Source organism: Pseudomonas sp. GB2N2 (assembly GCF_054897705.1).
The window spans coordinates 3,893,745-3,917,723 of record NZ_CM142701.1; the positions used below are offsets into that span (position 1 = coordinate 3,893,745).

A 23,979-nucleotide genomic window follows, 5' to 3' on the forward strand; every position below is an offset into this window, starting at 1 on the left:
GAAACTTTGATGACTGCGAAGTTGGAAAAAGTTCTGATCGCCAACCGCGGTGAGATCGCCTTGCGAATCCTGCGTGCCTGCAAAGAGATGGGCATCAAGACCGTAGCCGTGTACTCCACGGCTGACAAAGAGCTGATGCATCTGGGCCTGGCGGACGAATCCGTCTGCATCGGTCCGGCATCGGCTGCGAAGTCTTACCTGCACATTCCGGCCATCATCGCTGCCGCTGAAGTGACCGGCGCCACCGCCATTCACCCAGGCTACGGTTTCCTTGCGGAAAACGCTGATTTCGCCGAGCAGGTCGAGAACTCCGGCTTCGCCTTCATTGGCCCGAAAGCCGACACCATTCGCCTGATGGGCGACAAGGTTTCGGCCAAGCACGCCATGATCGCCGCTGGCGTTCCAACCGTTCCGGGTTCCGACGGCCCGCTGCCGGAAGACGAAGAAACCGCTTTGCGCATCGGTCGTGAAGTCGGTTATCCGGTAATCATCAAAGCCGCTGGCGGCGGTGGTGGTCGCGGCATGCGCGTTGTGCACAAAGAAGAAGACCTGATCTCCTTCGCCAAACTGACCCGCACCGAAGCCGGCGCGGCGTTTGGCAACCCGATGGTCTATCTGGAAAAATTCCTGACCAACCCGCGCCACGTGGAAGTCCAGGTGCTTTCCGATGGCCAGGGCCACGCCATCCATCTGGGCGACCGCGATTGCTCGCTGCAACGTCGTCACCAGAAGGTTCTCGAAGAAGCGCCGGCACCGGGCATCGACGAGAAAGCACGGGCTGAAGTCCTCGCACGCTGCGTCAAGGCGTGCATCGACATCAACTACCGTGGCGCGGGCACGTTCGAGTTCCTGTACGAGAACGGCGCGTTCTATTTCATCGAAATGAACACCCGCGTTCAGGTCGAGCACCCGGTTTCGGAAATGGTCACAGGCATCGACATCGTCAAGGAGATGCTCAGCATCGCCGCTGGCAACAAACTGTCGTACACCCAGGAAGACGTCGTCATCCGTGGTCACGCGCTGGAATGCCGGATCAACGCCGAAGACCCGAAAACCTTCATGCCAAGCCCAGGCACGGTCAAGCATTTCCACGCTCCAGGCGGCAACGGCGTTCGCGTCGATTCGCACCTGTACAGCGGTTATGCGGTTCCGCCGAACTACGATTCGTTGATCGGCAAGCTGATCACCTACGGCGCAACCCGTGACGAAGCACTGGCGCGCATGCGCAATGCGCTGGACGAAATCGTGGTCGACGGGATCAAGACCAACATCCCGCTGCACCGCGATCTGGTCCGCGATGAAGGCTTCTGCAAAGGTGGAGTCAACATCCACTACCTGGAACACAAACTGGCTGGCGACAAGCACTAGTCTGTGATCCGCACCAACAAAGCCGCTTTCGAGCGGCTTTGTTGTTTCTGGACATTTCATCCGCCTTTGTAGGAGCGTGGCTTGCCCGCGAACCAGGCACCGCGGTGTATCAGGAAAGCCAATGCGCGCCCTTCGCGGGAAAGCCACGCTCCTACGAAGAGCAAGTCGTGTTCTGTGTCGCGCTCGCGTAAACTTGCGCGCTTCTCGCAGCCCGCTAGGCTGCAATCAATATTTTTCAAAGGTGCCCGCCATGCCTTGGCTGCAAGTCCGTCTCGCCATCAGCCCAGAACAAGCCGAAACCTATGAAGACGCTTTCCTTGAAGTGGGCGCCGTGTCGGTGACGTTCATGGACGCCGAAGATCAGCCGATCTTCGAACCGGAACTCAACACCACCCCGCTGTGGTCGCACACGCATTTGCTGGCGCTGTTCGAAGGTGGCACCGAAGCCGCCACGGTGCTCGCGCATCTGGAGCTGCTGACGGGCGTCCCGCTGCCCGAGCACCACAGCGAAGTGATCGAAGACCAGGATTGGGAACGCAGCTGGATGGACGGTTTCCAGCCGATGCGTTTCGGTCAGCGCCTGTGGATCGTGCCGAGCTGGCACGCCGCACCTGAACCGGACGCCGTGAACCTCCTGCTGGATCCCGGCCTGGCGTTCGGCACCGGCACGCATCCAACCACCGCACTGTGCCTGGAATGGCTCGATGGTCAGGACCTGAACGACTGCAACGTGCTGGACTTCGGCTGCGGCTCGGGGATCCTGGCGATTGCCGCGTTGCTGCTGGGTGCCAGGGAAGCCGTCGGCACCGACATCGACGTGCAGGCGCTGGAAGCGTCCCGTGACAACGCCGGGCGCAACCACATCGCCGAAGCACTTTTCCCGCTGTACCTGCCGGAAGATTTGCCGCAGGTTCAGGCCGACGTGCTGGTGGCCAACATCCTCGCCGGTCCGCTGGTGTCCCTGGCACCGCAACTGTCCAGCCTGGTCAAGCCGGGTGGTCGCCTGGCACTGTCGGGCATCCTCGCCGAACAGGGCGAAGAAGTTGCCCAAGCCTACGCTCAGGACTTCGATCTGGACCCGATCGCCAATCGCGATGGCTGGGTGCGCATCACTGGCCGTCGGCGCTAGAATGGGCGCCTGCATAATCCGGATCGCCGCATGACCGACAGCTTCGTCACCCAGTGCCCGCATTGCCAAACCAGTTTCCGCGTCAGCCATGCTCAATTGAGCGTGGCCCGTGGAGTGGTTCGTTGCGGGTCGTGCCTGCAGGTGTTCAATTCTGCCAAGCAACTGCTTGAGCAGGCGGGCAAGGAAGCGGTCACGCCGGCCATCCCCGATGCCGTCGAAGTGGCGGAGACGGAACAACGCGCCATCAGTCAGAAACAATGGACCGCCGCTGAGCTTGATCTGGACAGCCTGGACCTGGACGAAGAACTCGCCCGGCTCGAACAGCGGGAAATCCAGCCGACCACCGAGCTCGGTCGTCACCGCGAAGACAGCTTGAGTGCCCGCCGAGACACTTCCGAACATGACGAAGAGCCTTGGTCCGACAGCCTGTTCAGCGAATCGGCCGCCGATCGCGCGGAAGCGGCCGACGCAGCGATCACGCAAGAACCGGCCATCGAGCCGGGCAAAGCTTCGCGCACTGAGCCATCGCTGTCCCTGGAACTGGTCGAACAAGACGATGAGCCTCAGCCGCCCCGGCCCCCACAGCTGCGCCTGAACGACCCGCTCGACGCACCGCTTCATCACGAACGCCTGTCCGCAGCTGACGACAGTGACGACTTCGATCACCCTCTGCCTTCAATCGAACCCCTGCGCAAACGCCGCGAACGCAGTGAAACAGCGATGCGCGCCGAGGTTCTGCAAGACCTGACCGACGACCCGTTGCAACTCGACTGGCAAAAACGCCGCTCCCCCTGGGGCCGCCGGTTTCTCTGGTTGCTGTTGATTCTGCTCGGTGCCGGCGCGCTTGTCGGCCAGTACGTCGCCTATCACTTCGATGAACTGGCGCGCCAGGACCAATACCGTCCGTGGTTCCAGCAACTGTGCCCGCCACTCGGCTGCACCGTGCCGTCAAAGGTCGACATCGCGAAAATCAAAAGCAGCAATCTGGTGGTGCGTAGCCATCCGGAGTTCAATGGCGCGCTGGTGGTCGATGCGATCATCTACAACCGCGCCCCGTTCTCCCAGCCCTTCCCGTTGCTGGAGCTGCGCTTCGCCGACCTCAATGGTCACCTGATCGCCAGCCGTCGCTTCAAACCCGGCGAGTACCTCAACGGCGATCTCGAAGGCATGGCGGAAATGCCACCGCAAACGCCGATCCACATCGCCCTGGACATCCTCGACCCAGGCGCCAAAGCCGTGAACTACAGCCTGAGCTTTCATTCGCCCGAGTGAAACGGTTCAGTCCTACAGGTTTGACGGCATATTTCTGACAGAGACCGCTCATACCAAACTGCTGGCGATAACAGAATAACTGTTCAGATTTTGTTCAATTCAGCCTTTCTCCAGTCATCGAGAGCGGGTATCATGCCAACCCTTTTTCGAACTCTCATGATCCGGCCCCACAACAGGGAAGTCCTATGTCGGCGGTACGCATCGGTCCATACACATTGCACAACGGCTTGATTCTCGCCCCTATGGCGGGCGTCACCGACCAGCCCTTTCGTCAGCTGTGCAAGCGACTGGGCGCAGGACTTGTAGTCTCGGAAATGGTCACCAGCGACATGAGTTTGTGGAACACCCGCAAATCGCGCATGCGCATGATCCACGAAGGTGATCCCGAGCCACGCTCGGTGCAGATCGCCGGTGGTGATGCGCAGATGCTGGCGGATGCGGCCCGGGCCAACGTCGAACTGGGCGCACAGATTATTGACATCAACATGGGCTGTCCGGCGAAGAAGGTCTGCAACAAGGCCGCCGGTTCCGCGCTGTTGAAGGACGAAGCATTGGTGACCGAGATCCTGCAAGCCGTGGTGGCTGCGGTCGATGTGCCGGTCACCCTGAAGATTCGTACCGGCTGGGACCGGGACAACAAGAACGGCCTGACGGTGGCGAAGATCGCCGAGCAGGCAGGCATCACGGCGTTGGCGGTACATGGCCGCACCCGTGCCGATCTGTACACCGGCGAGGCCGAATACGACACCATTGCCGCGATCAAGCAGGCGGTGTCGATACCGGTTTTTGCCAACGGCGACATCGATTCGCCGGAAAAGGCCCGGTACGTGCTCGACGCGACCGGTGCCGATGGATTGCTGGTGGGACGGGCGGCCCAGGGGCGGCCGTGGATTTTTCGTGAGATCGACCATTTCCTGCGTACCGGCGAAAAACTTCCGGCGCTGGAATTGATCGAGGTGGAACGCATTCTGCTAGAGCATCTGGCTGCACTGCATGTCTTCTATGGAGACGTCATGGGCGTCCGGATCGCTCGAAAGCATGTGGGCTGGTATCTCGCAACCTTGCCGGGCGCCAAGGAGTTTCGCGCCCACTTCAATCGTTTGGAAGATACGGAAGCACAATGCGCCAACGTTCAGGGCTTCTTCGCCGAACGTTACAAGAGCCTGACAGGGGACGGAGAAGGGGTGGCCGCATGACGATGATGACCGAGACTTTAGTGAGTGGAACAACACCCGTGAGCGACAACGTAAATTTGAAACAGCACCTCAATACGCCGAGCGAAGAAGGTCAGACCCTTCGCGGCAGTGTCGAGAAAGCGCTGCACAATTATTTCGCCCACCTTGAGGGCGCTGCCGTCACGGATGTGTACAACCTGGTGCTCTCCGAAGTCGAAGCGCCCCTGCTCGAGTGCGTGATGAACTACGTCAAGGGCAATCAGACCAAGGCTAGTGAGCTGCTCGGATTGAACCGAGGCACCCTGCGCAAGAAACTCAAGCAGTACGATTTGCTTTAAGCATTCAATCAAACCAGAAAGGCGCCCGCGTAAAACCGGTCGCCTTTTTTGCTGACTCCTTTGCTTTTGATGGAAATTGAAATGACCGACCAGACAACCCGCCTGCCGATCCGCCGCGCCTTGATCAGCGTCTCCGACAAGACCGGGATCCTTGAATTCGCCAAAGAGCTTGAAGCCCTGGGCGTCGAGATCCTCTCCACCGGCGGAACGTTCAAGCTGCTGCGCGACAACGGTGTTGCCGCAGTGGAAGTCGCGGATTACACCGGTTTCGCGGAAATGATGGACGGTCGGGTCAAGACCCTGCACCCGAAAATCCACGGCGGGATCCTTGGTCGTCGCGGTATCGACGACGCCATCATGAACGAGCACGGCATCAAGCCGATCGATCTGGTAGCGGTCAACCTGTACCCGTTCGAAGCCACCATCAACAAGCCAGGCTGCGACCTGCCGACCGCCATCGAGAACATCGACATCGGCGGCCCGACCATGGTCCGTTCGGCGGCAAAAAACCATAAAGACGTGGCCATCGTGGTGAATGCCAGTGACTACGCCAGCGTGCTCGAAGGCCTCAAGGCCGGCGGCCTGACCTACGCTCAGCGTTTCGACTTGATGCTCAAGGCCTTCGAACACACCGCGGCTTACGACGGCATGATCGCCAACTACATGGGCACCGTAAACCAGGCCGCTGACACCCTCAGCACCGAAGGTCGCAGCGAATTCCCGCGCACCTTCAACAGCCAGTTCGTCAAGGCTCAGGAAATGCGCTACGGCGAGAACCCGCACCAGAGCGCGGCGTTCTACGTGGAAACCAAGCCTGCCGAAGTCGGTATCGCCACCGCGACCCAACTGCAAGGCAAGGAACTGTCGTACAACAACGTGGCCGACACCGACGCCGCGCTGGAATGCGTGAAGAGCTTCGTCAAGCCGGCTTGCGTCATCGTCAAGCACGCCAACCCGTGCGGCGTGGCCGTGAGCCCGGACGCCGAAGGCGGCATTCGACAGGCCTACGAACTGGCCTACGCCACCGACACCGAATCGGCGTTCGGCGGCATCATCGCGTTCAACCGCGAGCTGGATGCTGACACCGCCAAGGCCATCGTCGAGCGTCAGTTCGTCGAAGTGATCATCGCCCCAAGCGTCAGCGCAGAAGCCCGCGCCATCGTCGCGGCGAAAGCCAACGTACGTCTGCTGACGTGCGGCGAGTGGTCGACTGACCGCGCCGCTGCCTGGGATTACAAACGCGTCAACGGTGGCCTGCTGGTGCAGAGCCGCGACGTCGGCATGATCAGCGCCGATGACCTGAAAGTCGTGACCAAACGCGCGCCGACCGAACAGGAAATCAACGACCTGATCTTTGCCTGGAAAGTGGCCAAGTACGTTAAATCCAATGCGATCGTCTACGCCAAGAACCGCCAGACCATCGGTGTCGGCGCTGGCCAGATGAGCCGTGTGAACTCGGCCCGTATCGCCGCGATCAAGGCTGAACATGCCGGGTTGCAGGTAGCCGGTTCGGTCATGGCCTCTGACGCGTTCTTCCCGTTCCGCGACGGCCTGGACAATGCGGCCAAGGTCGGCATCACCGCGGTGATCCAGCCAGGCGGCTCGATGCGTGACAACGAAGTGATTGCAGCCGCTGATGAAGCGGGCATCGCAATGGTCTTCACCGGCATGCGCCACTTCAGGCACTAAGAAGCAGCCGTAAGCTTCAAGCTGCAAGCGACAAGTTAAGAGCAGACTTGCGTCGGCCTTGCTTGTCGCAACAGCCCGACTAATTTAGAGCTTCACGCCGCAATTGAAAGCTGCACAAATCCGCTTTCTCTTGCAGCTTGTAGCTTGCAGCTTCTCCGAAGGAGTCTTTTTTTGAATATTTTGATCATTGGCAGCGGTGGCCGTGAACACGCCCTGGCCTGGAAAGTGGCTCAGGATCCGCGTGTGCAAAAGGTGTTCGTGGCCCCTGGCAATGCCGGCACCGCCATTGAAGCCAAGTGCGAAAACGTCGCTATCGATGTGCTTGCACTGGAACAACTCGCAGACTTTGCCGAGAAGAACGTTTCGCTGACCATCGTCGGCCCTGAAGTGCCACTGGTCGCCGGCGTCGTCGACCTGTTCCGCGCCCGTGGCCTCGATTGCTTCGGTCCGACCGCTGGCGCTGCGCAGCTGGAAGGTTCGAAAGCCTTCACCAAAGACTTCCTGGCACGCCACAAGATTCCGACCGCCGACTACCAGAACTTCACCGAGATCGAGCCGGCCCTGGCTTATCTGCGTGAAAAAGGCGCACCTATCGTGATCAAGGCCGATGGCCTGGCCGCCGGTAAAGGCGTGATCGTGGCCATGACCCTGGTCGAAGCCGAAGACGCCGTGCGCGACATGCTCGCCGGCAACGCATTCGGCGAAGCCGGTTCGCGGGTAGTGATCGAAGAGTTTCTGGACGGCGAAGAAGCCAGCTTCATCGTCATGGTCGATGGCAAGAACGTATTGCCGATGGCCACCAGCCAGGACCACAAACGCGTCGGCGACGGCGACACCGGCCCGAACACCGGCGGCATGGGTGCCTACTCCCCGGCGCCCGTGGTCACCAGCGAAGTGCACAAGCGTGTGATGGACCTGGTGATCTGGCCGACCGTGCGTGGCATGGCCGATGAAGGCAACGTCTACACCGGTTTCCTGTATGCCGGCCTGATGATTGACAAGGCTGGTAACCCAAAAGTTATCGAATTCAACTGCCGCTTCGGCGACCCTGAGACCCAACCGGTTATGCTGCGCCTGCAGTCGAGCTTGGTGCTGCTGGTCGAAGCGGCCCTGGCGCAAGCGCTGGACAAGGTCGAAGCGCAATGGGACCCACGTCCTAGCGTGGGTATTGTTTTGGCAGCAGGCGGCTATCCTGGCGACTACGCTAAGGGCGTCGCCATTAATGGTCTGGATGCAGCGGCCGCGCTGGAAGGCAAAGTCTTTCACGCCGGTACTGCGCTCAAGGATGGTCAAGTGGTAACGGCCGGTGGTCGGGTGCTGTGCGCTACCGCCATGGGCGCCAGCGTCGACGCTGCTCAGCAGCAGGCTTACAAGCTGGCGGCGAAGATTGACTGGGAAGGCAGTTTCTATCGCAAGGACATTGGCTACCGCGCCATTGCCCGCGAGCGTGGCGAAAATCAGGAATAAGCGATCCATTCGGCAGGGCTTGGGATTCAGGCCCTTGCCGGACTATTCCGGCGCCGCGCATAGTTATATTCTGGCATCAACCTACGAAGGGATTTCGCCGTGCGCTGGCTCAGGATTGCCATAGGTTTCACTGTCACGTTGCTGACGCTGCTCTGCATGCTTGCGGCCCAAGCCGCGCAAGGCAGTGGTTGGGCGGTATTGCTCGACGAACAGGGCGACCTGCAACTGAGCGACATCCGCTCCGCACGCTACACCAATCAATTCAGCCCCATCGAACTCGAACGCCTCTCCGCGGCCGAGCCCGGCGGTGCGCTCTGGCTGCGATTCAGGCTGACACCCGGCAAACACGAGCAGTTGTTGCGGGTGTTCGCGCCCGACCTGGCGCACCTCAATCTTTATGTGCTGGACGGTGACCGGCTGATCGACCAGCTCAACACCGGAACCGAACAGCCGCAGGTTGAACGGCCGTTACCCAACAGCGACTTCATGTTGCCGTTGCCGCAAAGTGACAAGCCCCTCGATGTTTACCTGCGCCTGGTGTCTGAACACCAGATGCGGCCTTACATCACCTTGCAATCGGCGATCATGACGGCGGCCAATCAAAGCCAGACACTCATTTACGGCCTGCTGTTCGGCTGTATCGGCATGCTGGTGCTGCATAACCTGATTCGATACGCCTACACCCGGTCCCGCAGCAGCCTGTGGCTGGCGGGCTGTGAAGCATTGTTGATGCTCAGTCTGGCGTTGTTGCTGAACCTGGCCGGCCCGTGGCTACCGAATTGGCACGCGCTGCAGACACCGGGCGCCTACCTCTTCCTGCTGCTGACCGCACCGTGCGGGCTGATGTTTGCCTACCGCTTCTTCGCCCCGCTCGGCCCTCACCCACTGAACAAACTGCTGCTCGGCGATATCCTGCTCATCACCGTCTGCGGCCTGCTGCTGTTGTTCGTCAATACGCTGCCACTGAACATCATCACCTACACCCTGGTCGCCCTCGCGGGCCTGACGATGCTCTTCGTCAGCGCCTGGCACTGGCAAAAAGGCTATCGACCGGCACGGCTGTTCGTGGCCGCCATGGTGGTGTTCAACGTTGGCACTTTGATCATCCTCCCGGCCCTGCTGGGGCTGACACTGATCGAACCGCAAGGTCTGATCATCGCCTTGCTGATCTTCATCTGCATCAGCGGCCTGTTGATGAGCATTGCCCTCAGCGAGCGCCAGCGCAGCATCACCGAAGACCGTTTCAGCGTCAGCCGCGACCTTGCCGCCAGCAATGCCGAGATCAACGCCAAGGCCGAATTCCTGGCAAAAATCAGCCACGAAATCCGCACTCCGATGAATGGCGTGCTGGGCATGACCGAACTGTTGCTGGGCACGCCGCTCTCGGTCAAACAACGCGACTACGTGCAGACCATCCACAGTGCCGGCAACGAACTGCTGACACTGATCAACGAGATCCTCGACATCTCCAAACTCGAATCCGGGCAGATCGAACTGGACGACGTGCAGTTCGATCTCAATGCGCTGATCGAAGATTGCCTGAGCATCTTCCGCGCCAAGGCCGAACAGCAGAACGTAGAACTGATCAGCTTCATCCAGCCGCAAGTGCCGCGGGTCATCAGCGGCGACCCGACGCGCCTGCGCCAAACCCTGCTGAGCCTGCTGGAAAACGCCCTGAAGAAAACCGACGAAGGCGAGATCCTGATCGTCGTCGCCCTCGACGAACGCAGCGCCAAACCGCGTCTGCGCATTGCCGTGCAGGACAGCGGCGAGCCAATGGACGCCGAAGAACGTGATGCGTTGATGCACGCCGAACTGCACAGCAAGAACTTCCTCTCGGCCAACCGCCTGGGAGGCAACCTCGGGCTGGTGATCGCCCGGCAGTTGATTCGTCTGATGCACGGCGAATTCGGCGTCAAGAGCGGCGCCAATCAGGGCAGCACCCTGTGGCTGACCTTGCCCCTTGACCCAGACCGCCTCGAACACCCGACCTCCGATCTCGATGGCCCGCTGCAAGGCGCACGGGTGCTGGTGGTGGACGACAACGACACCTGCCGCAAAGTGCTGGTGCAACAGTGCAGCGCCTGGGGGCTGAATGTCAGTGCCGTGCCATCCGGCAAGGAAGCGTTGGCGCTGCTGCGGACCAAGGCGCACCTGCGCGATTACTTCGACGTGGTCCTTCTGGACCAGAACATGCCCGGCATGACCGGCATGCAACTGGCCGCCAAGATCAAAGAAGACCCGAGCCTGAACCACGACATCCTGCTGATCATGCTCACCGGCATCAGCAATGCGCCAAGCAAGATCATTGCGCGCAACTCCGGGATCAAACGCATCCTCGCCAAACCGGTCGCCGGCTATACCCTCAAGACCACGCTGGCGGATGAACTGAACCAGCGCAACAAGGGCCTTGCCGTTTCGCCGCACCTGCCGCCGGGCCCGACCCTGCCGGTCAAGGTCCCCAGCGATTTCCGCATTCTGGTGGCCGAGGACAACAGCATCTCGACCAAGGTGATTCGCGGCATGCTGGGCAAGCTCAACCTGCAACCGGACACGGCCAGCAACGGCGAAGAAGCCTTGCAGGCGATGAAGGCCCAGCGTTACGACCTGGTACTGATGGATTGTGAGATGCCGATCCTCGACGGCTTCTCGGCCACCCAGCAATTACGCGCATGGGAGGTCAGCAACCAGCGAATTCGCACGCCGGTGGTGGCGTTGACCGCGCACATTCTCGCCGAACATAAAGAGCGTGCGCGTCAGGCCGGCATGGACGGACACATGGCCAAACCCGTCGAGCTGTCGCAGTTGCGCGAACTGATCGAGCATTGGGTGGCCCAGCGCGATCAGCAGAACCGCACGGCGGCACAAACGTCCTGAGCCGACAGACCCGGCGACGCCTGATAGAATCCCCCACGACTTCCCTCGCCAGTGAGCTTGCACCATGCTCCACGTGTTGTTCAGCGTTTACCTGAAGATGCTGGTGCTCTACAGCCCGTTCTTCGTGTTGTCCTGTTTCATCAGCCTGACCCGTGGCTATTCACGTAAGGAGCAGCGTCGGCTGGCCTGGAAAGTGGCGACTGCCACGCTGGTGTCCAGTGTCTTGCTGTATTTGTTCGGGCGGGTCATTTTCAGCGTCTTCGGCATCACCGTGGACGCCTTCCGCATTGGTGCCGGCAGCGTGTTGTTCATTTCGGCGCTGGGCATGGCCCAAGGCAAGTCGGCGGTGCAGACCGACAACGTGCAACAGGACGTCACCATCGTTCCGCTGACCATTCCCCTGACGGTCGGCCCCGGCACCATCGGCGCCTTACTGGTGATGGGCGTGAGCCAGCCACACTGGGATGACAAACTCACCGCCATCCTCAGCATCGCGCTGGCCAGCTTCACGGTCGGCGTGGTGCTTTATCTGTCGAACCGGATTGAACGAATTCTCGGTGATCAGGGTTTGCAGATTGTCAGCCGGCTGATGGGGCTGTTTGTGTGCGCGCTGGCGGCGCAGATTATTTTCACTGGGGTGAAAGGGTATCTCGTGCCGTAACAGGGGACTGAAAGCCAGAGGCTTTATGCCTCTGGCAATCAACTGCGTTTAAACCGGCGAAAACTCCATGAACACCGCCTCGCGAAGATCATCGAGGTACTTGATGGCCTGCGCCTCTTTGCGCAAGTCCTCCTCGTGGATGGTGAACAACGCCTTACCTTGATACATCTCAACGTCAGAGCTGTTCCATTCGAAAAAGATAACCTTGGTATTGTTGGCGGATGCGTCGTAACGCACCGTACCTACGGCCATCGTGACTTCAGCGTCCTCATCCTGTTTGCACACGGACACACCAAAGTTTGCACCACCGGCTTCGAGGGCGTGACGCTCAAACAGTTGGACCGCATCGGGTTGCTTCTTCAGTGCCTCGATGGTTTTCTCCGCAACAACTTTCAAGGCACTCCCGACAGGACCCGCCACGCCACCGACAACCGAATACACAATATCCAGCGCTACGTTATCCATCATTAACTTTGCAGTACTGGACTTGTATTGAGTGAACGCACTGTGATACTCGGTCCACCCCATGGCGAACATCAATTTTTTAAAACAGTCGTAGCGAGCAACTTTCTGCGATTTGCCCGGAAACAGCATTTTGGAAGCGATATCGGCATAGGCGTAGGTATTTTTGACCATACGTTTGTTACGCCTCGACATCCCCTCCAGAAAGCCAACAATGCCACTGCCCATGATCGCGGCATTCAATTCATCCCGATCAATCGGCAATTGTGCTAATCGAGTTGCCGAAAAACCCTGAATCTTTGGAGCCATCTGCTTTAGTTTGGCCTGGCATTGACCAAGGCATTGATCAAAATAGGCATCAGCCTCTACATCGTTCATTTTATACATTAAAAAATCCATTTAATTTAAGTTTGAAAAGCGACCCAGACCGGGACACTTAATAAACCCTACTCCACCCCAACTACTCTTTCAACAACTTAAAAAACCACACGCCAACCAAAATAGATAACTCTCAGTGCAACTGAAAAAACTTAACACAGAACAAACAAGGCACCACCCACTTGAAACCAAATAAATGCGCACATCCTAGTATCACTTTCCATAACGCAAGAATGCGACCTATAGAAAAATGTAAACAATCCTACTCGCCAGTACACTTCGCAAGTAACGTTTCCCTACTCAACAGGGAGTTAACCTACGAAGAGCAATGACTCAGAGTGATGACAACCATTGTAGGAACGATGGGGGTTAGGCGGGCTTCTCTGGGTACCAACGCGGGGTAAAGACCCAATCACCGCCACCTGCCCGCGCAAATACGCGAGTTGTGGACGATCCCACAAGGACCATAGTGCGCATATCCACCTGATCCGGGGTCAGTTGGCCAAGCGTCGTCACCCGCAACGTCTGTCCCGGGCGACCAATGTCACGCCCCAAAACGACCGGTGTCTGAGGCGTGCGATGGCGGGCGACGATTTCCAATGCCCGGCCAAGTTGCCATGGACGCGAGCGCGAGATGGGGTTGTAGAACGCCAGAGCCAGATCAGCCTGCGATGCCAGATCGAGGCGTGTCTCGATGATGTCCCATGGCTTGAGGTTGTCCGACAGCGACAGCACGCAGAAGTCATGCCCCAATGGCGCGCCCGCCTGCGCGGCCGTCGCCAGCGATGCCGAAACGCCTGGCAAGATTTCCAGGTCGACGTTGTGCCACGCAGCGTCAGTAGACTCATGCAATGCTTCGAGCACCGCCGCCGCCATGGCGAACACACCCGGATCACCCGATGAAACCACCACCACGGAACGTCCTTGCGCCGCCAGCTCGAACGCATGACGCGCGCGCTGCATCTCTTCGCGGTTATCGGTGCAATGCAGCACTTGATCGGCGCGGAAGGGGCCGGCCATGCGCACATAGGTTTCGTAACCGAGTACATCGTTGGCTCGCGCCAGCTCGGCCTTGACCGCTGGCACCATCAAGTCGGCAGCGCCCGGGCCAAGGCCGATCACCGCGAGACGTCCGCGAGGACGACCGATCAATAATGGGTTTAGCGGTTGCTCGACCACCGCGATGGCAATGCGCTCATCGCCAACGATCGAAACAGACTGGCCAACAGCGTTGCGCGCAAGCTCACTGACCGCAACGCCCGCGTTGGCAAAACGCAACGGCACACCCAGTTCCAGCGCCGCCTCACGCAGCGCCGAATCCGCCATTGCGCTGTCACCTGCCAACAGCAGCGCCACGGATTGCACAGCGATTTTCGCCTGATGCAACGCGTCACGAATCGACCCTGACACGTTGTCCACGCCAGCACTTACCGCCACCAAAACGTTGCGCGGGTAGATCAACAATTCGTTGGCAGCTGGCGATCGCTCGGCATGCCCCACATGCACGGCCAACCGCGCTTGCGGGTGTTCAGGCAACTGCGCCTGCGCCAACCACGGCGCCGAACCCTCAATGCGCACCGTCTCACCGGCGAGCAAATCGGAGACAAAACGTTTGCCCAGTTCCAGGTCGCCCAAGGCATAACCATCGGGTGGATTGAGCAGACAGGTGCCGAAGCGCAACTCACCACTGGTGGTGATCGCGGCTGACACCTGCAGCGCTGCGGCAATCTCTCGTGCCAGCACGTTCACGCCGCCCAAACCGCCCAACAGCGGGACCACCGCGCTGCCATCTTCAGCAACCGCCAGCACCGGTGGCTCTGCACCTTTTTCCAGCAGCAACGGCGCGAGTGTGCGGATCACGATGCCCGCCGCGCACAGGGCAATGACCGGCGTGTCCTGCTGATAGAGCTCGCGCAGCGTCGCGCCGAATTCGTGATAGACACGATCTGCACCCTCGACTCGTTCGGCCAACCCGTGAATCAACGCGCCGGGGTAGACCTGCTGAATCCTGCGCGCGGTGGCGAGGCTGCCATTGCCGAGAATGACAATCGCCGGAACTGAACGCGTCATCAGCCTTGCCACCTTTCACCGGGAACGATGATCAACGAGAAGTAAGGCGACGACATCGGCGCGACCTGATCCAGTGGCACGATCTTCTGGTTGGCCATGGTGGCGCGTTCGACGTACAACGCGCGCCCGGCCAGCCCGAGTTCTTCGAGCACTTGGCGAACCTTGGGGAAATTACGCCCCAGCTTCATGATCACTGCCGCATCGGCATCGGCGAGGCGGCGCTTGAGATCGTCGTGAGGCAGCACGCCGGACAGCACCGACAGGCTTTGATTGCGATACACCAGCGGCGCACCGAGCACCGAAGCACCGCCCAGCATCGAACAGACGCCAGGCACCACTTCGGCTTCATAACGTTCGGCGAGGCGATCGTGCAGGTACATATAAGAGCCGTAGAAGAACGGATCACCTTCGCAGATCACCGCCACGTCGCGACCGGCATCGAGATGCGCCGCCAGCTCTTCGCCGGCCGCGTCGTAGAAATCACTGATCACTTGTTCATAGGACAGCGGCGCCGGCAACGCTTCGGTGGTCACCGGGTACACCAGCGGCAGCAGGCTTTGCGCGTCCTGCAAATGCGCTTCGATGATGCCGAAAGCGTTGCCCTTTTTGCCTTTGGCGACGAAGTACGCCACCACCGGCGATTCGCGTAACAGCCGCAGGGCCTTGACGGTAATCAGTTCCGGATCACCGGGGCCAACGCCCAGGCCGATCAAACGTCCGGGTTGCTGCATCATTCGATCTCCGTGGCGAGGGCATTGACAGCAGCGGCGGCCATGGCGCTGCCGCCCAGCCGGCCTTGCATGATGACGAACGGCACGCCACGGCTGTCCGCCGCGAGCGCTGCCTTGGATTCGGCGGCGCCGACAAAACCCACCGGGAAACCGAGGATCAGCGCCGGTTTCGGCGCACCGGCATCGAGCATTTCCAGCAGATAAAACAACGCAGTTGGTGCGTTGCCGATCACCACCACGCTGCCTTCGAGGTGCGGGCGCCACAGTTCCAGTGCCGCCGCGGAACGGGTGTTGCCCAGCTCGCGGGCGAGATCGGGAACGCTTTCGTCGCGCAGGGTGCAAATGACTTCGTTGTTCGCTGGCAAGCGCGTGCGGGTCACGCCTTCGGAGACCATCCGCGCGTCGCACAGGATCGGCGCACCGGCGGCCAGCGCCGCGCGCCCGGCCTTACCCGCGCCTTCGGAGAATTGCAGGCCGTCAATCGCCCCCACCATGCCGCACGCATGGATCACGCGGACCGCGAGTTTTTCCAGATCGGCCGGGATGCGTTCGAGGTTGGCTTCGGCACGAATGATCGCGAAGGAGTTGCGATAGATCTCCTGACCGTCGCGGATGTAATCAAGCATTCAAAAGGCTCCGTGAGCGGGCATCGAGCAAGGCGTCGACCGCTTCAATAGTAAGATTGCGTGCGTGCAGCGCGCCGAAACCCGGCTGCGCGGCATCGCGAAAATAGAGGTCGTAGTGACCGGGGGTGACGGCCAGTAACGTCACCGGCGCACAGTGCGCGGCGGCGCACGAACGCGAGCACCCGGACAGATGCACGCTCAATGGCTGGCCATGGCGCTGCAGCAGCGCCGCCAGTTGCAGCGCATCGCCCTTGGTATCGGCCAGGCCTTTGCCACAGCCCGTCGAACCGGTGCAGGCGATCATCCGTGACAACGCCTGATCGGCTACGCAGACAAATCCCGACGCCTGCAGGCGACGGATGACTTCATCGGCGTGCTCTTGGCGAATGTTCGGCAACAGCAGGCTTTGCCAAGGCGTGAACCGCAGCGTTGCGTCGCCGTAATCCTGCGCCAGGAGAGCGGCGGCCCGGAGCATGGCGCTATCGAGCCGCCCCAGCGGCGGCACTGCGCCGACATAGACCTGCCCGGCCTGCGCCTGCGGGTGCGCGCCAATGTGCAGGACCTCGGAACGCGATGAACGCTGCCACCCGGCGACAGCCTGCAAAGGCACGCGTTCGGCCAGACGCGCGAGGAACACGTCGACCGCAACGTCGGCCAGCACATGGCGCATGCGCGTTTGCTCGGGGCCCGCCAGTTCAAGAAACAGTTCAAGCACCGCGACTACCAGCGCATGACCCTGCTCCAGTGGCACCGAACCGGCCGGCCGATCAGTCGGGCATCCCGCCAGACCAAACGCCAGCCGCGGCTCATCTTCGTCTTCATCCTTAAAAACGGACAACCACAGGTCATGAGGATGTTCGAGCATCGCCAGACGTTCGCCTCCGTCGAGTTGCACGGCGAATTTGGCGCTGAGGTCGTGAAAGCGCTCCTGCTCTTGCAGGGTGGCAAGGATCTGTCGGGCGAGGCCGCGGGTGTCGAACAGCCTCTGCGGGTCAATCCCCGCACTGGGGCTCAGCATCAGGTTTCGTACATCGTCGCCCGCCGCATTCGAAGGGCCGAGCCCGGCGGCGAGCAGACTGTCAATCAACGCGGCCTGTTCATTAGCGATGCCGCGAATCTGCAGGTTGGCCCGGTTGGTCGCTTCGATGACCGAATCGGCATAACGCTGCGCGCCGTCGGCAACGGCGTTGGCCTGTTCAGCACTGATGACCCCGCCGGGAAGTTTGATCCGGCAGATACCACCGTCCCTGGCCTGCACGATACGCAGCAACCCCGGACAAGCCGAGGGGCGCAACGTACTGGACAACGTGAGTTTGCTCAAAGGGACGACCGGTTTAAAAGTGGAAGCGCCTCCCGACGGAAGCGCGCCGTATTATGCCTGCTTTGCCCCGCGGCATCATAAGACCGCGTGTCGCAAATGCATCGGCCCCTCAATCCTTCAGGCGGCGTCCCTCACAGCAGTTCTGCGTAAAACTCGAAGATGGCCTCCGCAATTAGGTCGAGCCGGTCACTCAACTCAGTACGAACCTCTTCAAATCTCGCTCTGTTGAGTGTGAGGGGCACAGCGCGATGCGTGAGCGCCACCCCGCCCTCGTTCCAGTCCCAAAACAGAAACCCGTCGCGTTGGACTCGCGCCCTCAACGAGTAATCATTCAAGCCCACTGACAGCCTGCCCTGTTGGTCATATTCAGCGGGGGCAATCGCAAACTCCCGGCCACGCCGACTTTCTTTGGACAATGACCAGAGTGCAGACGTATTAACCATTAGCGCATCAAACATATCCCTCGTCAGTTTGGCCATCGGCGGGTTAACACCAACAAGGGTATTCATATAGGCCCGACTTAGTTGGCCAGAAAAGTGATTGTAGTGTTTCTCGACAACATGACTGTCTTCATACTCCCAACCCATGGTCCACAAGGCGACGGCAAACTTGGAAAACCAGCCTTGAGCATCCGACTCACGATCGCGCTCCTGGCTCGCGTACCACTGCGCGTAGCGCAGGCTGGCGTTGACGTCGCGTTTATCCTGGCGTGACACACCCCTCGCCGTACTGATCAGATTGCCTCCCAGCAGCGATCCGGCCGCCCCGGATTGATCCAGCCCGGGTCGTGCCAACTTTTTATTACCTACTCCGAGAGTTCGTTCAAATCCTGAGGAATAAGCCAACAAGTCCAAGTTGCCCACTTTCTCAATACGCATCATTAAATCCTTTTAAAGTTAATCAATGAAAACCCAGACTAACCAACCTCGATAACATCAACCACCGAACTGGACCTCAAACTTAAAACAATCCATTACTCGCCTGCACTCCCGACGCGTTATCATGCGCCGCTTTACACAGATGAACAGAGAACGCACATGGCACGCTGGCTGACCGTGACAGGCATTGGTGAGGACGGCTTCAAGGGTCTGGGCAAGAATGCCCGGCATGCGCTGTTGGCCGCGTCGACGATTGTCGGCAGCCAACGGCAACTGGCCCTATTACCAGCGTGCATCCGCGGCGAGCGCCAGCGCTGGCCATCACCGTTTTCCCTGGACGGCCTGCTGGCTTTGCGTGGCGAGCCGGTCTGCGTGCTGGCCAGCGGCGATCCGATGTTCTTCGGCGTCGGCGCCAGCCTCGCCCGTCAACTGCCGAGCGATGAAATGCTGATCCTGCCGGCGCCCTCCTCTTGCTCACTGGCCGCCGCGCGCATGGGCTGGCCATTACAGGAGGTGGTCACATTGTCGGTGGTCGCCCGCCCGATCTCGGCGCTCAACGCGCAACTGTCCAGCGGTGTTCGCTTGCTGGTGCTGAGCAACGACGGCCAAAGCCCGGCCGCCATTGCCGCGTTGCTGCGCGAGCGCGGCTTTGGGCCGAGCCGCTTTACCGTGCTGGAGCATGTGGGTGGCGACGCCGAGCGACGCATCGACGGCGTTGCCCGGGACTGGACCGATCCGGTGATCGCCGATTTGAACCTGATCGCCATTGAATGCATCGCTGAAGCCCATACGCCACGCCTGTCGCGACTGGCCGGCCTGCCGGACTCGGCGTTCAAGCACGACGGCCAACTGACCAAACGCGATGTTCGCGCCATCACCCTCGCGCGCCTCGCCCCGGTGCCCGGTGAATTATTGTGGGACGTCGGCGCCGGCAGCGGCTCGATCGGCATCGAATGGATGCGCACCCACCCGAGTTGCCGGGCACTGGCCATCGAGGCGGATGAAGGCAGGCAGTCGTTGATCGAACACAACCGCGACGCGCTCGGCGTGCCCGGTCTGCAACTGATTCGCGGCAAGGCACCGCAGGCCCTCGCTGGACTCGAACGTCCGGACGCGGTGTTCATCGGTGGCGGCGTCACGCGCGAGGGCGTGCTGGACGCCTGCTGGACTCAGTTGAAACCTGGCGGCCGGCTGATCGCCAACGCGGTCACGTTGCAAAGCGAAATGACCTTGATGGCCTGGCGCGAGCAACATGGCGGTGAGCTGACGCGCATTCACATTGCCCAGGCGCAACCGTTGGGCGACTTCGATACCTGGCGCCAAGCGCTGCCGATAACCGTGTTGAACATGGTCAAACCTTTCGATGCGTGATGAAACCGCCGAACAACCCGCTCCGCTGCGCAGCGGCCTGACCACAGGCAGTTGCGCCACCGCCACCAGCCTGGCGGCGGCTCGCTTGCTGCTCGGCGGCGAGTGCGCGGACGCCGTGGACATCGTCCTGCCCAAAGGCAAACAGGTGCAAATGCGCCTGGAATTCTGCCGGCTAAACGATGACGGCGCCGAGGCCGGCACGATCAAGGATGCCGGCGACGACCCGGACGTGACCCACGGCGCATTGCTGTTTTCCCATGTGCGCTTGAACGCCGAACCAGGCATTCGTTTCAGTGCCGGCCGTGGTGTCGGCACGGTGACACGACCGGGACTGGTGTTGGCGGTCGGCGAGCCGGCGATCAACCCGGTGCCGCGCAAGATGATCACGGACCACTTGACCGCGCTCGCCGAAGAGCTCGGCTATCAGGGCGGTTTCGAGGTCACGGTCAACGTCGAGGGCGGCGAGGCACTGGCGTTGAAAACCATGAATCCACGTCTGGGCATTCTCGGTGGCTTGTCGATACTCGGCACCAGCGGCATCGTCCGGCCGTTTTCCTGCGCGGCGTACATCGCCTCGATCCATCAGGGCATCGATGTGGCGAAAACCAACGGCTATCTGCACATCGCCGCGTGCACCGGCAACGCCAGCGAAGACACCATGCGCCGCGTCTATGACCTGCCGGAAATCGCCCTGATCGAAATGGGCGACTTCGTCGGCGCCGTCCTTAAACACCTGCGCAAAGTGCCTGTGGATAAACTCAGTCTGTGCGGCGGTTTCGGCAAGATCAGCAAACTGGCGGCGGGGCACATGGATTTGCACAGCCGGCATTCGAGCATCGACCTGCCGCAACTGGCGGCATGGGCCGCTGCGATTGGCGCCGACACAGCGTTACAGCAAGCGATCGTTGAAGCTAATACCAGTCAACAAGCCTTGGCGATGGCCAGCGCCGCCGGCATCGCGCTCGGCGATGCGGTGTGCACGCACGCGCTGGCGTTCGCCCGCAGCGTGGTGCCGGCGCAGGTTCAGGTCGAAGTGTTTGCCATCGATCGCCAGGGCGGAATCGTCGGCCATGCGGGAGCTTTTCAATGAAACGTATCTTGCTGCTCGGCGGTGTCACCGAAGCCCTGGCGATCGCCCGGACGCTGGGGCCGGAGCACATTTACAGCCTGGCCGGTGTCGGCCGAGTACCGACCGATCTGAACTGCCAGGTCCGCGTCGGTGGCTATGGCGGTGCTGAGGGGTTGGCGCAATTCATCAACGATGAAGGGATCGATCTGCTGCTGGACGCGACTCATCCCTACGCCGCACGCATCAGCCAGAACGCTGCGACGGCCGCGCAATTGACCGGCATTCCCTGCTGGGCCCTGCGGCGCCCGGCCTGGCAACCGCAAGCCGGTGATGACTGGCGCGAAGTCAGCGACTGGGCCGAGCTGGTTGAAGCTATCAAACCGTTCCGCCGCCCGCTGTTCACCCTCGGCCGCGAACCCTTGCAGCACCTGGATGAAATCCCGCCGGAGCAATTCTGGACGCTGCGCGCACTGGATGTTTACCCCGGCAACGAACGCTGCGAGGTGATCGGCGCTCGCGGGCCGTTTTTGATCGACGATGAACGTGAGCTGTTTCAACGTCGGCAGATCGATGTGCTGATCAGCAAGAACAGCGGCAGCACCGCCACCGAGCCGAAACTGGAAGTGGCCCGCGAGCGCGGGGTGCCGGTACTGGTGTTGAAGAGGCCGGTATTGGTGGGGGTGGATCGGGAGTTTTGGAGCGTGGGCGATGTGCAAAACGCTCTACGGGCGTCAGACCTTTCCTGACACCTGCAGAGCCGTGCGATTTTACCCGCAACATTCAAGGAAAGAGCTGACTGTAACTCCCAGAGCTCCAATCCTATATTCGCATTCCTTAAATCCTATCAAGCATAACGACTCGACTCGACAGTACAAGACTACGCACGAGTAGGAGAAAGGCCGCTTGCCAACCTGTATCCCAAGGAATACGATCAGCCATGATCGACTTCGAACGATCCAGTGCATTTGCAGACTGGCTCGACTCACTAAGAGACACCATCGGAAAAGTTCGGATCATCGCCAGGCTCCGAGCCGCCGAACATGGAAATTTTGGCGATTGCGAATCTGTAGGCAAATCTGTCTATGAAATGCGTGTACATCATGGCCCGGGCTATAGAATTTACTTCACTCGCCGGGGCGAAGTGGTTTACCTGCTTTTAGTGGGGGGCGACAAGTCGACTCAAAAACGAGATATCAAACGCGCTATTCAAATGACGCAAAACATCGGTAATGAGGAGTAGGTCATGACCGAACAATTTACCCGTTTCGATGCCGCCGAGTTTCTCAAAACTCCGGAAGAAATGGCCGCTTATCTGGACGCTTGTTTTGAAGAAGATGCCGGCGACGGCGTTCTGATACGCGCAGCACTCAACGACATAGCCAGAGCGCAGGGCATGACTCAGGTTGCGCGTGATGCATGCCTGGGTCGTGAGAGCTTGTACAAAGCATTAAGCAGCACTGGCAATCCGGAATTCGCGACTATCATGAAGGTTATGAAAGCCTTGGGTCTGCGATTGCACGCCACTGCGATCTGACGGTGCTGCGACACCACACCGCACGCGGGCTTTTTACTTATCGGCACTGATCAGGCTAAATAGCCGCGCCTGATCGCCCACCCCACCGGATTTGTCCCATGTCCCGACAACGGCTCGCAATTGCCTGGATCGCCTGCTTCGCAGTGCTGTTCAACCTGCTCGCCATGCCGATGACCGGAGCGATGGCGCAGGCGGCGACGTCGCCGGCCGAGCAAGTGTTGTGGGGCAGTTTCTGCTCGTCCACCGGCACGAAGATGGTGGCGATTTCCCTGGGGACGCTTGAGCAGAAAGCGCCGCAGAATGACGATCATTCCAACATGCAGCATTGCTGGTGCTGCTCCGGCTCGGCGCCGCTGGTGGCGTTGCCCGGGCATGTGCCGCAGGTGTACTTTGCGCGTTTCGAGTCCAATCGAAGCCTGCCCGCCGCCTCATTCGACATCCCCACACCGCGCCAGCAATGGCCGAGCCTTAATCCCCGCGCGTCCCCTCTGGTGTGATTCTTTCTCGCAATTGACCTGCGTCTTGAATCGATCCGGAGAACTGCCATGTTGAACACACTCATCGTTCTGGCTGCGTTGCTGCTGCCTGCCTGCTTTGCCAATGCCCATGAATACAAGGCTGGCGAACTGGAAATCGCTCACCCCTGGTCGCAGGAATTGCCACCGAATGCGCCGACCGTTGCGGCTTACTTTGTAATTCAAAACAAAGGCAAGACGGCTGACAAACTGCTCAGCGTCGATTCGCCGGTTGCCGGTCTCGCCCAGTTGCACGAACACGTGATGCAGAACGACTTGATGAAAATGCAGCAGGTGCCGACCGTCGACATCCCGGCGGGTGGCGACGTCACGTTTGCACCGATGGCCTACCACGTCATGCTGCTGGAGCTGAAAGACCGCAGCCTGCTCAGCGATGGCAAGCGTTTCCCTCTGACGATGCACTTCGAGAAAGCCGGTGACGTGACTGTCGAAGTCGCGGTGCAGAAAAAGGCACCGGACGGCCAGGCGCATGCGCATAACCCGTAATCGCCTGAGCTGAAGTCGCCCATGCGCCCGCTTAGCGCCAGGTCATCCGCCCACCGTCGTCAGCCTTTGCGCCTGACCCGTGGCAGCTGGATCAGCCTGTTCGCGATGTTGATGATCTTTATCGGCCCGCTGATTTCTCAGTCGATGCCGATGGATCAGCGCGCTTCCGTGTTGATGCAAATCTCCATGAACATGTCGATGAACATGAGCATGGACATGCCGGCGATGGACCACGCCGACCACGACGCGCAACCCGCCGCCGAGCACTGTCCACCCCAACCCTCGCACCATGCGATCTGGGAAAAGTGCGGTTATTGCAGCCTGCTGTTCAATTGCCCGGCGCTGACCGGCGGCCAGTGTTTCGCTGCATTCGATACCCCACGCGCCACTGCTTTCAGCCCCCCCGCCACGCGCCTGGGTCACGCCCGCCCCACCTTCTTCCCCGGTGCCCGCACGCGTGCCCCGCCCATCGTCACGTAAACACCCACCGCTGATTTCACACGGTTTAAAGGGCAGCCGCAGGCTGCCGGCCGTGTCGTTT

At 60.4% G+C, this 23,979-nt stretch carries 23 protein-coding genes; 17 read left to right on the plus strand and 6 right to left on the minus strand.

Going from position 1 to position 23,979, the window contains the following annotated elements; genetic code table 11:
* Nucleotides 1-9: 9 nt before the first annotated feature.
* The 9 genes from accC to ACYZT4_RS18065 all read left to right on the plus strand — a co-directional run bounded on the left by accC (nt 10) and on the right by ACYZT4_RS18065 (nt 11,976).
* A complete protein-coding gene (gene accC, locus ACYZT4_RS18025; protein ID WP_461981880.1) occupies nt 10-1,368 on the plus strand; it encodes an acetyl-CoA carboxylase biotin carboxylase subunit in 1,359 nt (452 codons plus the stop codon).
* Nucleotides 1,369-1,618: 250 nt separating this feature from the next.
* Nucleotides 1,619-2,497: a 50S ribosomal protein L11 methyltransferase gene (gene prmA / locus ACYZT4_RS18030; protein ID WP_461981882.1), complete on the plus strand. Its 879-nt coding sequence runs from the start codon at nt 1,619-1,621 to the stop codon at nt 2,495-2,497.
* 30 nt (nt 2,498-2,527) lie between these two features.
* On the plus strand, nt 2,528-3,769 hold the full coding sequence (locus tag ACYZT4_RS18035; RefSeq protein ID WP_461981884.1) for a DUF3426 domain-containing protein: 1,242 nt from the start codon (nt 2,528-2,530) through the stop codon (nt 3,767-3,769).
* Nucleotides 3,770-3,954: 185 nt separating this feature from the next.
* Nucleotides 3,955-4,965: a tRNA dihydrouridine synthase DusB gene (dusB, locus tag ACYZT4_RS18040; RefSeq protein ID WP_461981886.1), complete on the plus strand. Its 1,011-nt coding sequence runs from the start codon at nt 3,955-3,957 to the stop codon at nt 4,963-4,965.
* Nucleotides 4,962-5,282 carry a DNA-binding transcriptional regulator Fis gene (gene fis / locus ACYZT4_RS18045; RefSeq protein ID WP_007907419.1) on the plus strand — a complete coding sequence of 107 codons (321 nt, stop codon included), beginning with the start codon at nt 4,962-4,964 and terminating at the stop codon, nt 5,280-5,282. Before dusB ends, fis begins: the two co-directional genes overlap by 4 nt.
* An 81-nt stretch (nt 5,283-5,363) precedes the next feature.
* Entirely contained in the window at nt 5,364-6,971 is a 1,608-nt protein-coding gene (gene purH / locus ACYZT4_RS18050; RefSeq protein ID WP_461981888.1) for a bifunctional phosphoribosylaminoimidazolecarboxamide formyltransferase/IMP cyclohydrolase, read from the plus strand.
* A 171-nt stretch (nt 6,972-7,142) separates the two neighbouring features.
* Complete coding sequence (purD, locus tag ACYZT4_RS18055; protein WP_461981890.1) at nt 7,143-8,438, plus strand: phosphoribosylamine--glycine ligase; 1,296 nt, start codon at nt 7,143-7,145, stop codon at nt 8,436-8,438.
* Between the two features lie 99 nt (nt 8,439-8,537).
* Nucleotides 8,538-11,315, plus strand: a complete 2,778-nt coding sequence (locus tag ACYZT4_RS18060; RefSeq protein ID WP_461981892.1) for a hybrid sensor histidine kinase/response regulator — start codon at nt 8,538-8,540, stop codon at nt 11,313-11,315.
* Nucleotides 11,316-11,379: 64 nt separating this feature from the next.
* Nucleotides 11,380-11,976 carry a MarC family protein gene (locus ACYZT4_RS18065; protein WP_007937197.1) on the plus strand — a complete coding sequence of 199 codons (597 nt, stop codon included), beginning with the start codon at nt 11,380-11,382 and terminating at the stop codon, nt 11,974-11,976.
* 48 nt (nt 11,977-12,024) lie between these two features.
* Here the strand turns inward: ACYZT4_RS18065 and ACYZT4_RS18070 are convergent, their stop codons facing one another.
* The 6 genes from ACYZT4_RS18070 to ACYZT4_RS18095 all read right to left on the minus strand — a co-directional run bounded on the left by ACYZT4_RS18070 (nt 12,025) and on the right by ACYZT4_RS18095 (nt 18,442).
* The gene (locus ACYZT4_RS18070; RefSeq protein ID WP_461981894.1) at nt 12,025-12,825 is read right to left on the minus strand and encodes a hypothetical protein; all 801 of its coding nucleotides are present in this window, start codon (nt 12,823-12,825) and stop codon (nt 12,025-12,027) included.
* Nucleotides 12,826-13,185: 360 nt separating this feature from the next.
* The gene (cobJ, locus tag ACYZT4_RS18075; RefSeq protein WP_461981896.1) at nt 13,186-14,886 is read right to left on the minus strand and encodes a precorrin-3B C(17)-methyltransferase; all 1,701 of its coding nucleotides are present in this window, start codon (nt 14,884-14,886) and stop codon (nt 13,186-13,188) included.
* A complete protein-coding gene (locus ACYZT4_RS18080; RefSeq protein WP_461988723.1) occupies nt 14,886-15,617 on the minus strand; it encodes a precorrin-2 C(20)-methyltransferase in 732 nt (243 codons plus the stop codon). The genes cobJ and ACYZT4_RS18080 overlap by 1 nt, the downstream gene beginning before the upstream one ends.
* Entirely contained in the window at nt 15,617-16,243 is a 627-nt protein-coding gene (locus ACYZT4_RS18085) for a precorrin-8X methylmutase (RefSeq protein ID WP_461981898.1), read from the minus strand. The genes ACYZT4_RS18080 and ACYZT4_RS18085 overlap by 1 nt, the downstream gene beginning before the upstream one ends.
* Entirely contained in the window at nt 16,236-17,549 is a 1,314-nt protein-coding gene (cobG, locus tag ACYZT4_RS18090; protein WP_461988725.1) for a precorrin-3B synthase, read from the minus strand. The genes ACYZT4_RS18085 and cobG overlap by 8 nt, the downstream gene beginning before the upstream one ends.
* Before the next feature lie 146 nt (nt 17,550-17,695).
* Nucleotides 17,696-18,442: a hypothetical protein gene (locus tag ACYZT4_RS18095; protein ID WP_461981900.1), complete on the minus strand. Its 747-nt coding sequence runs from the start codon at nt 18,440-18,442 to the stop codon at nt 17,696-17,698.
* A 159-nt stretch (nt 18,443-18,601) separates the two neighbouring features.
* Here ACYZT4_RS18095 and cbiE point away from each other — a divergent pair, with 159 nt between their 5' ends.
* The 8 genes from cbiE (at nt 18,602) to ACYZT4_RS18135 (ending at nt 23,918) form a co-directional block, all read left to right on the plus strand.
* Entirely contained in the window at nt 18,602-19,813 is a 1,212-nt protein-coding gene (cbiE, locus tag ACYZT4_RS18100) for a precorrin-6y C5,15-methyltransferase (decarboxylating) subunit CbiE (RefSeq protein ID WP_461981901.1), read from the plus strand.
* Nucleotides 19,806-20,903 carry a cobalt-precorrin-5B (C(1))-methyltransferase gene (locus ACYZT4_RS18105; protein ID WP_461981903.1) on the plus strand — a complete coding sequence of 366 codons (1,098 nt, stop codon included), beginning with the start codon at nt 19,806-19,808 and terminating at the stop codon, nt 20,901-20,903. Before cbiE ends, ACYZT4_RS18105 begins: the two co-directional genes overlap by 8 nt.
* Nucleotides 20,900-21,628: a cobalt-precorrin-6A reductase gene (locus ACYZT4_RS18110; protein ID WP_461981905.1), complete on the plus strand. Its 729-nt coding sequence runs from the start codon at nt 20,900-20,902 to the stop codon at nt 21,626-21,628. Before ACYZT4_RS18105 ends, ACYZT4_RS18110 begins: the two co-directional genes overlap by 4 nt.
* A 191-nt stretch (nt 21,629-21,819) precedes the next feature.
* Nucleotides 21,820-22,122, plus strand: coding sequence for a type II toxin-antitoxin system RelE/ParE family toxin (locus ACYZT4_RS18115; RefSeq protein WP_461981907.1), 303 nt, complete (start codon nt 21,820-21,822; stop codon nt 22,120-22,122).
* 3 nt (nt 22,123-22,125) lie between these two features.
* The gene (locus ACYZT4_RS18120; RefSeq protein ID WP_461981909.1) at nt 22,126-22,416 is read left to right on the plus strand and encodes an addiction module antidote protein; all 291 of its coding nucleotides are present in this window, start codon (nt 22,126-22,128) and stop codon (nt 22,414-22,416) included.
* Nucleotides 22,417-22,514: 98 nt separating this feature from the next.
* Nucleotides 22,515-22,913 carry a DUF2946 domain-containing protein gene (locus ACYZT4_RS18125; protein ID WP_461981911.1) on the plus strand — a complete coding sequence of 133 codons (399 nt, stop codon included), beginning with the start codon at nt 22,515-22,517 and terminating at the stop codon, nt 22,911-22,913.
* A gap of 48 nt (nt 22,914-22,961) precedes the next feature.
* Nucleotides 22,962-23,438: a copper chaperone PCu(A)C gene (locus tag ACYZT4_RS18130; protein WP_461981913.1), complete on the plus strand. Its 477-nt coding sequence runs from the start codon at nt 22,962-22,964 to the stop codon at nt 23,436-23,438.
* A gap of 21 nt (nt 23,439-23,459) precedes the next feature.
* Nucleotides 23,460-23,918, plus strand: a complete 459-nt coding sequence (locus ACYZT4_RS18135; protein WP_461981915.1) for a DUF2946 domain-containing protein — start codon at nt 23,460-23,462, stop codon at nt 23,916-23,918.
* The last annotated feature ends 61 nt before the right edge of the window (nt 23,919-23,979 follow it).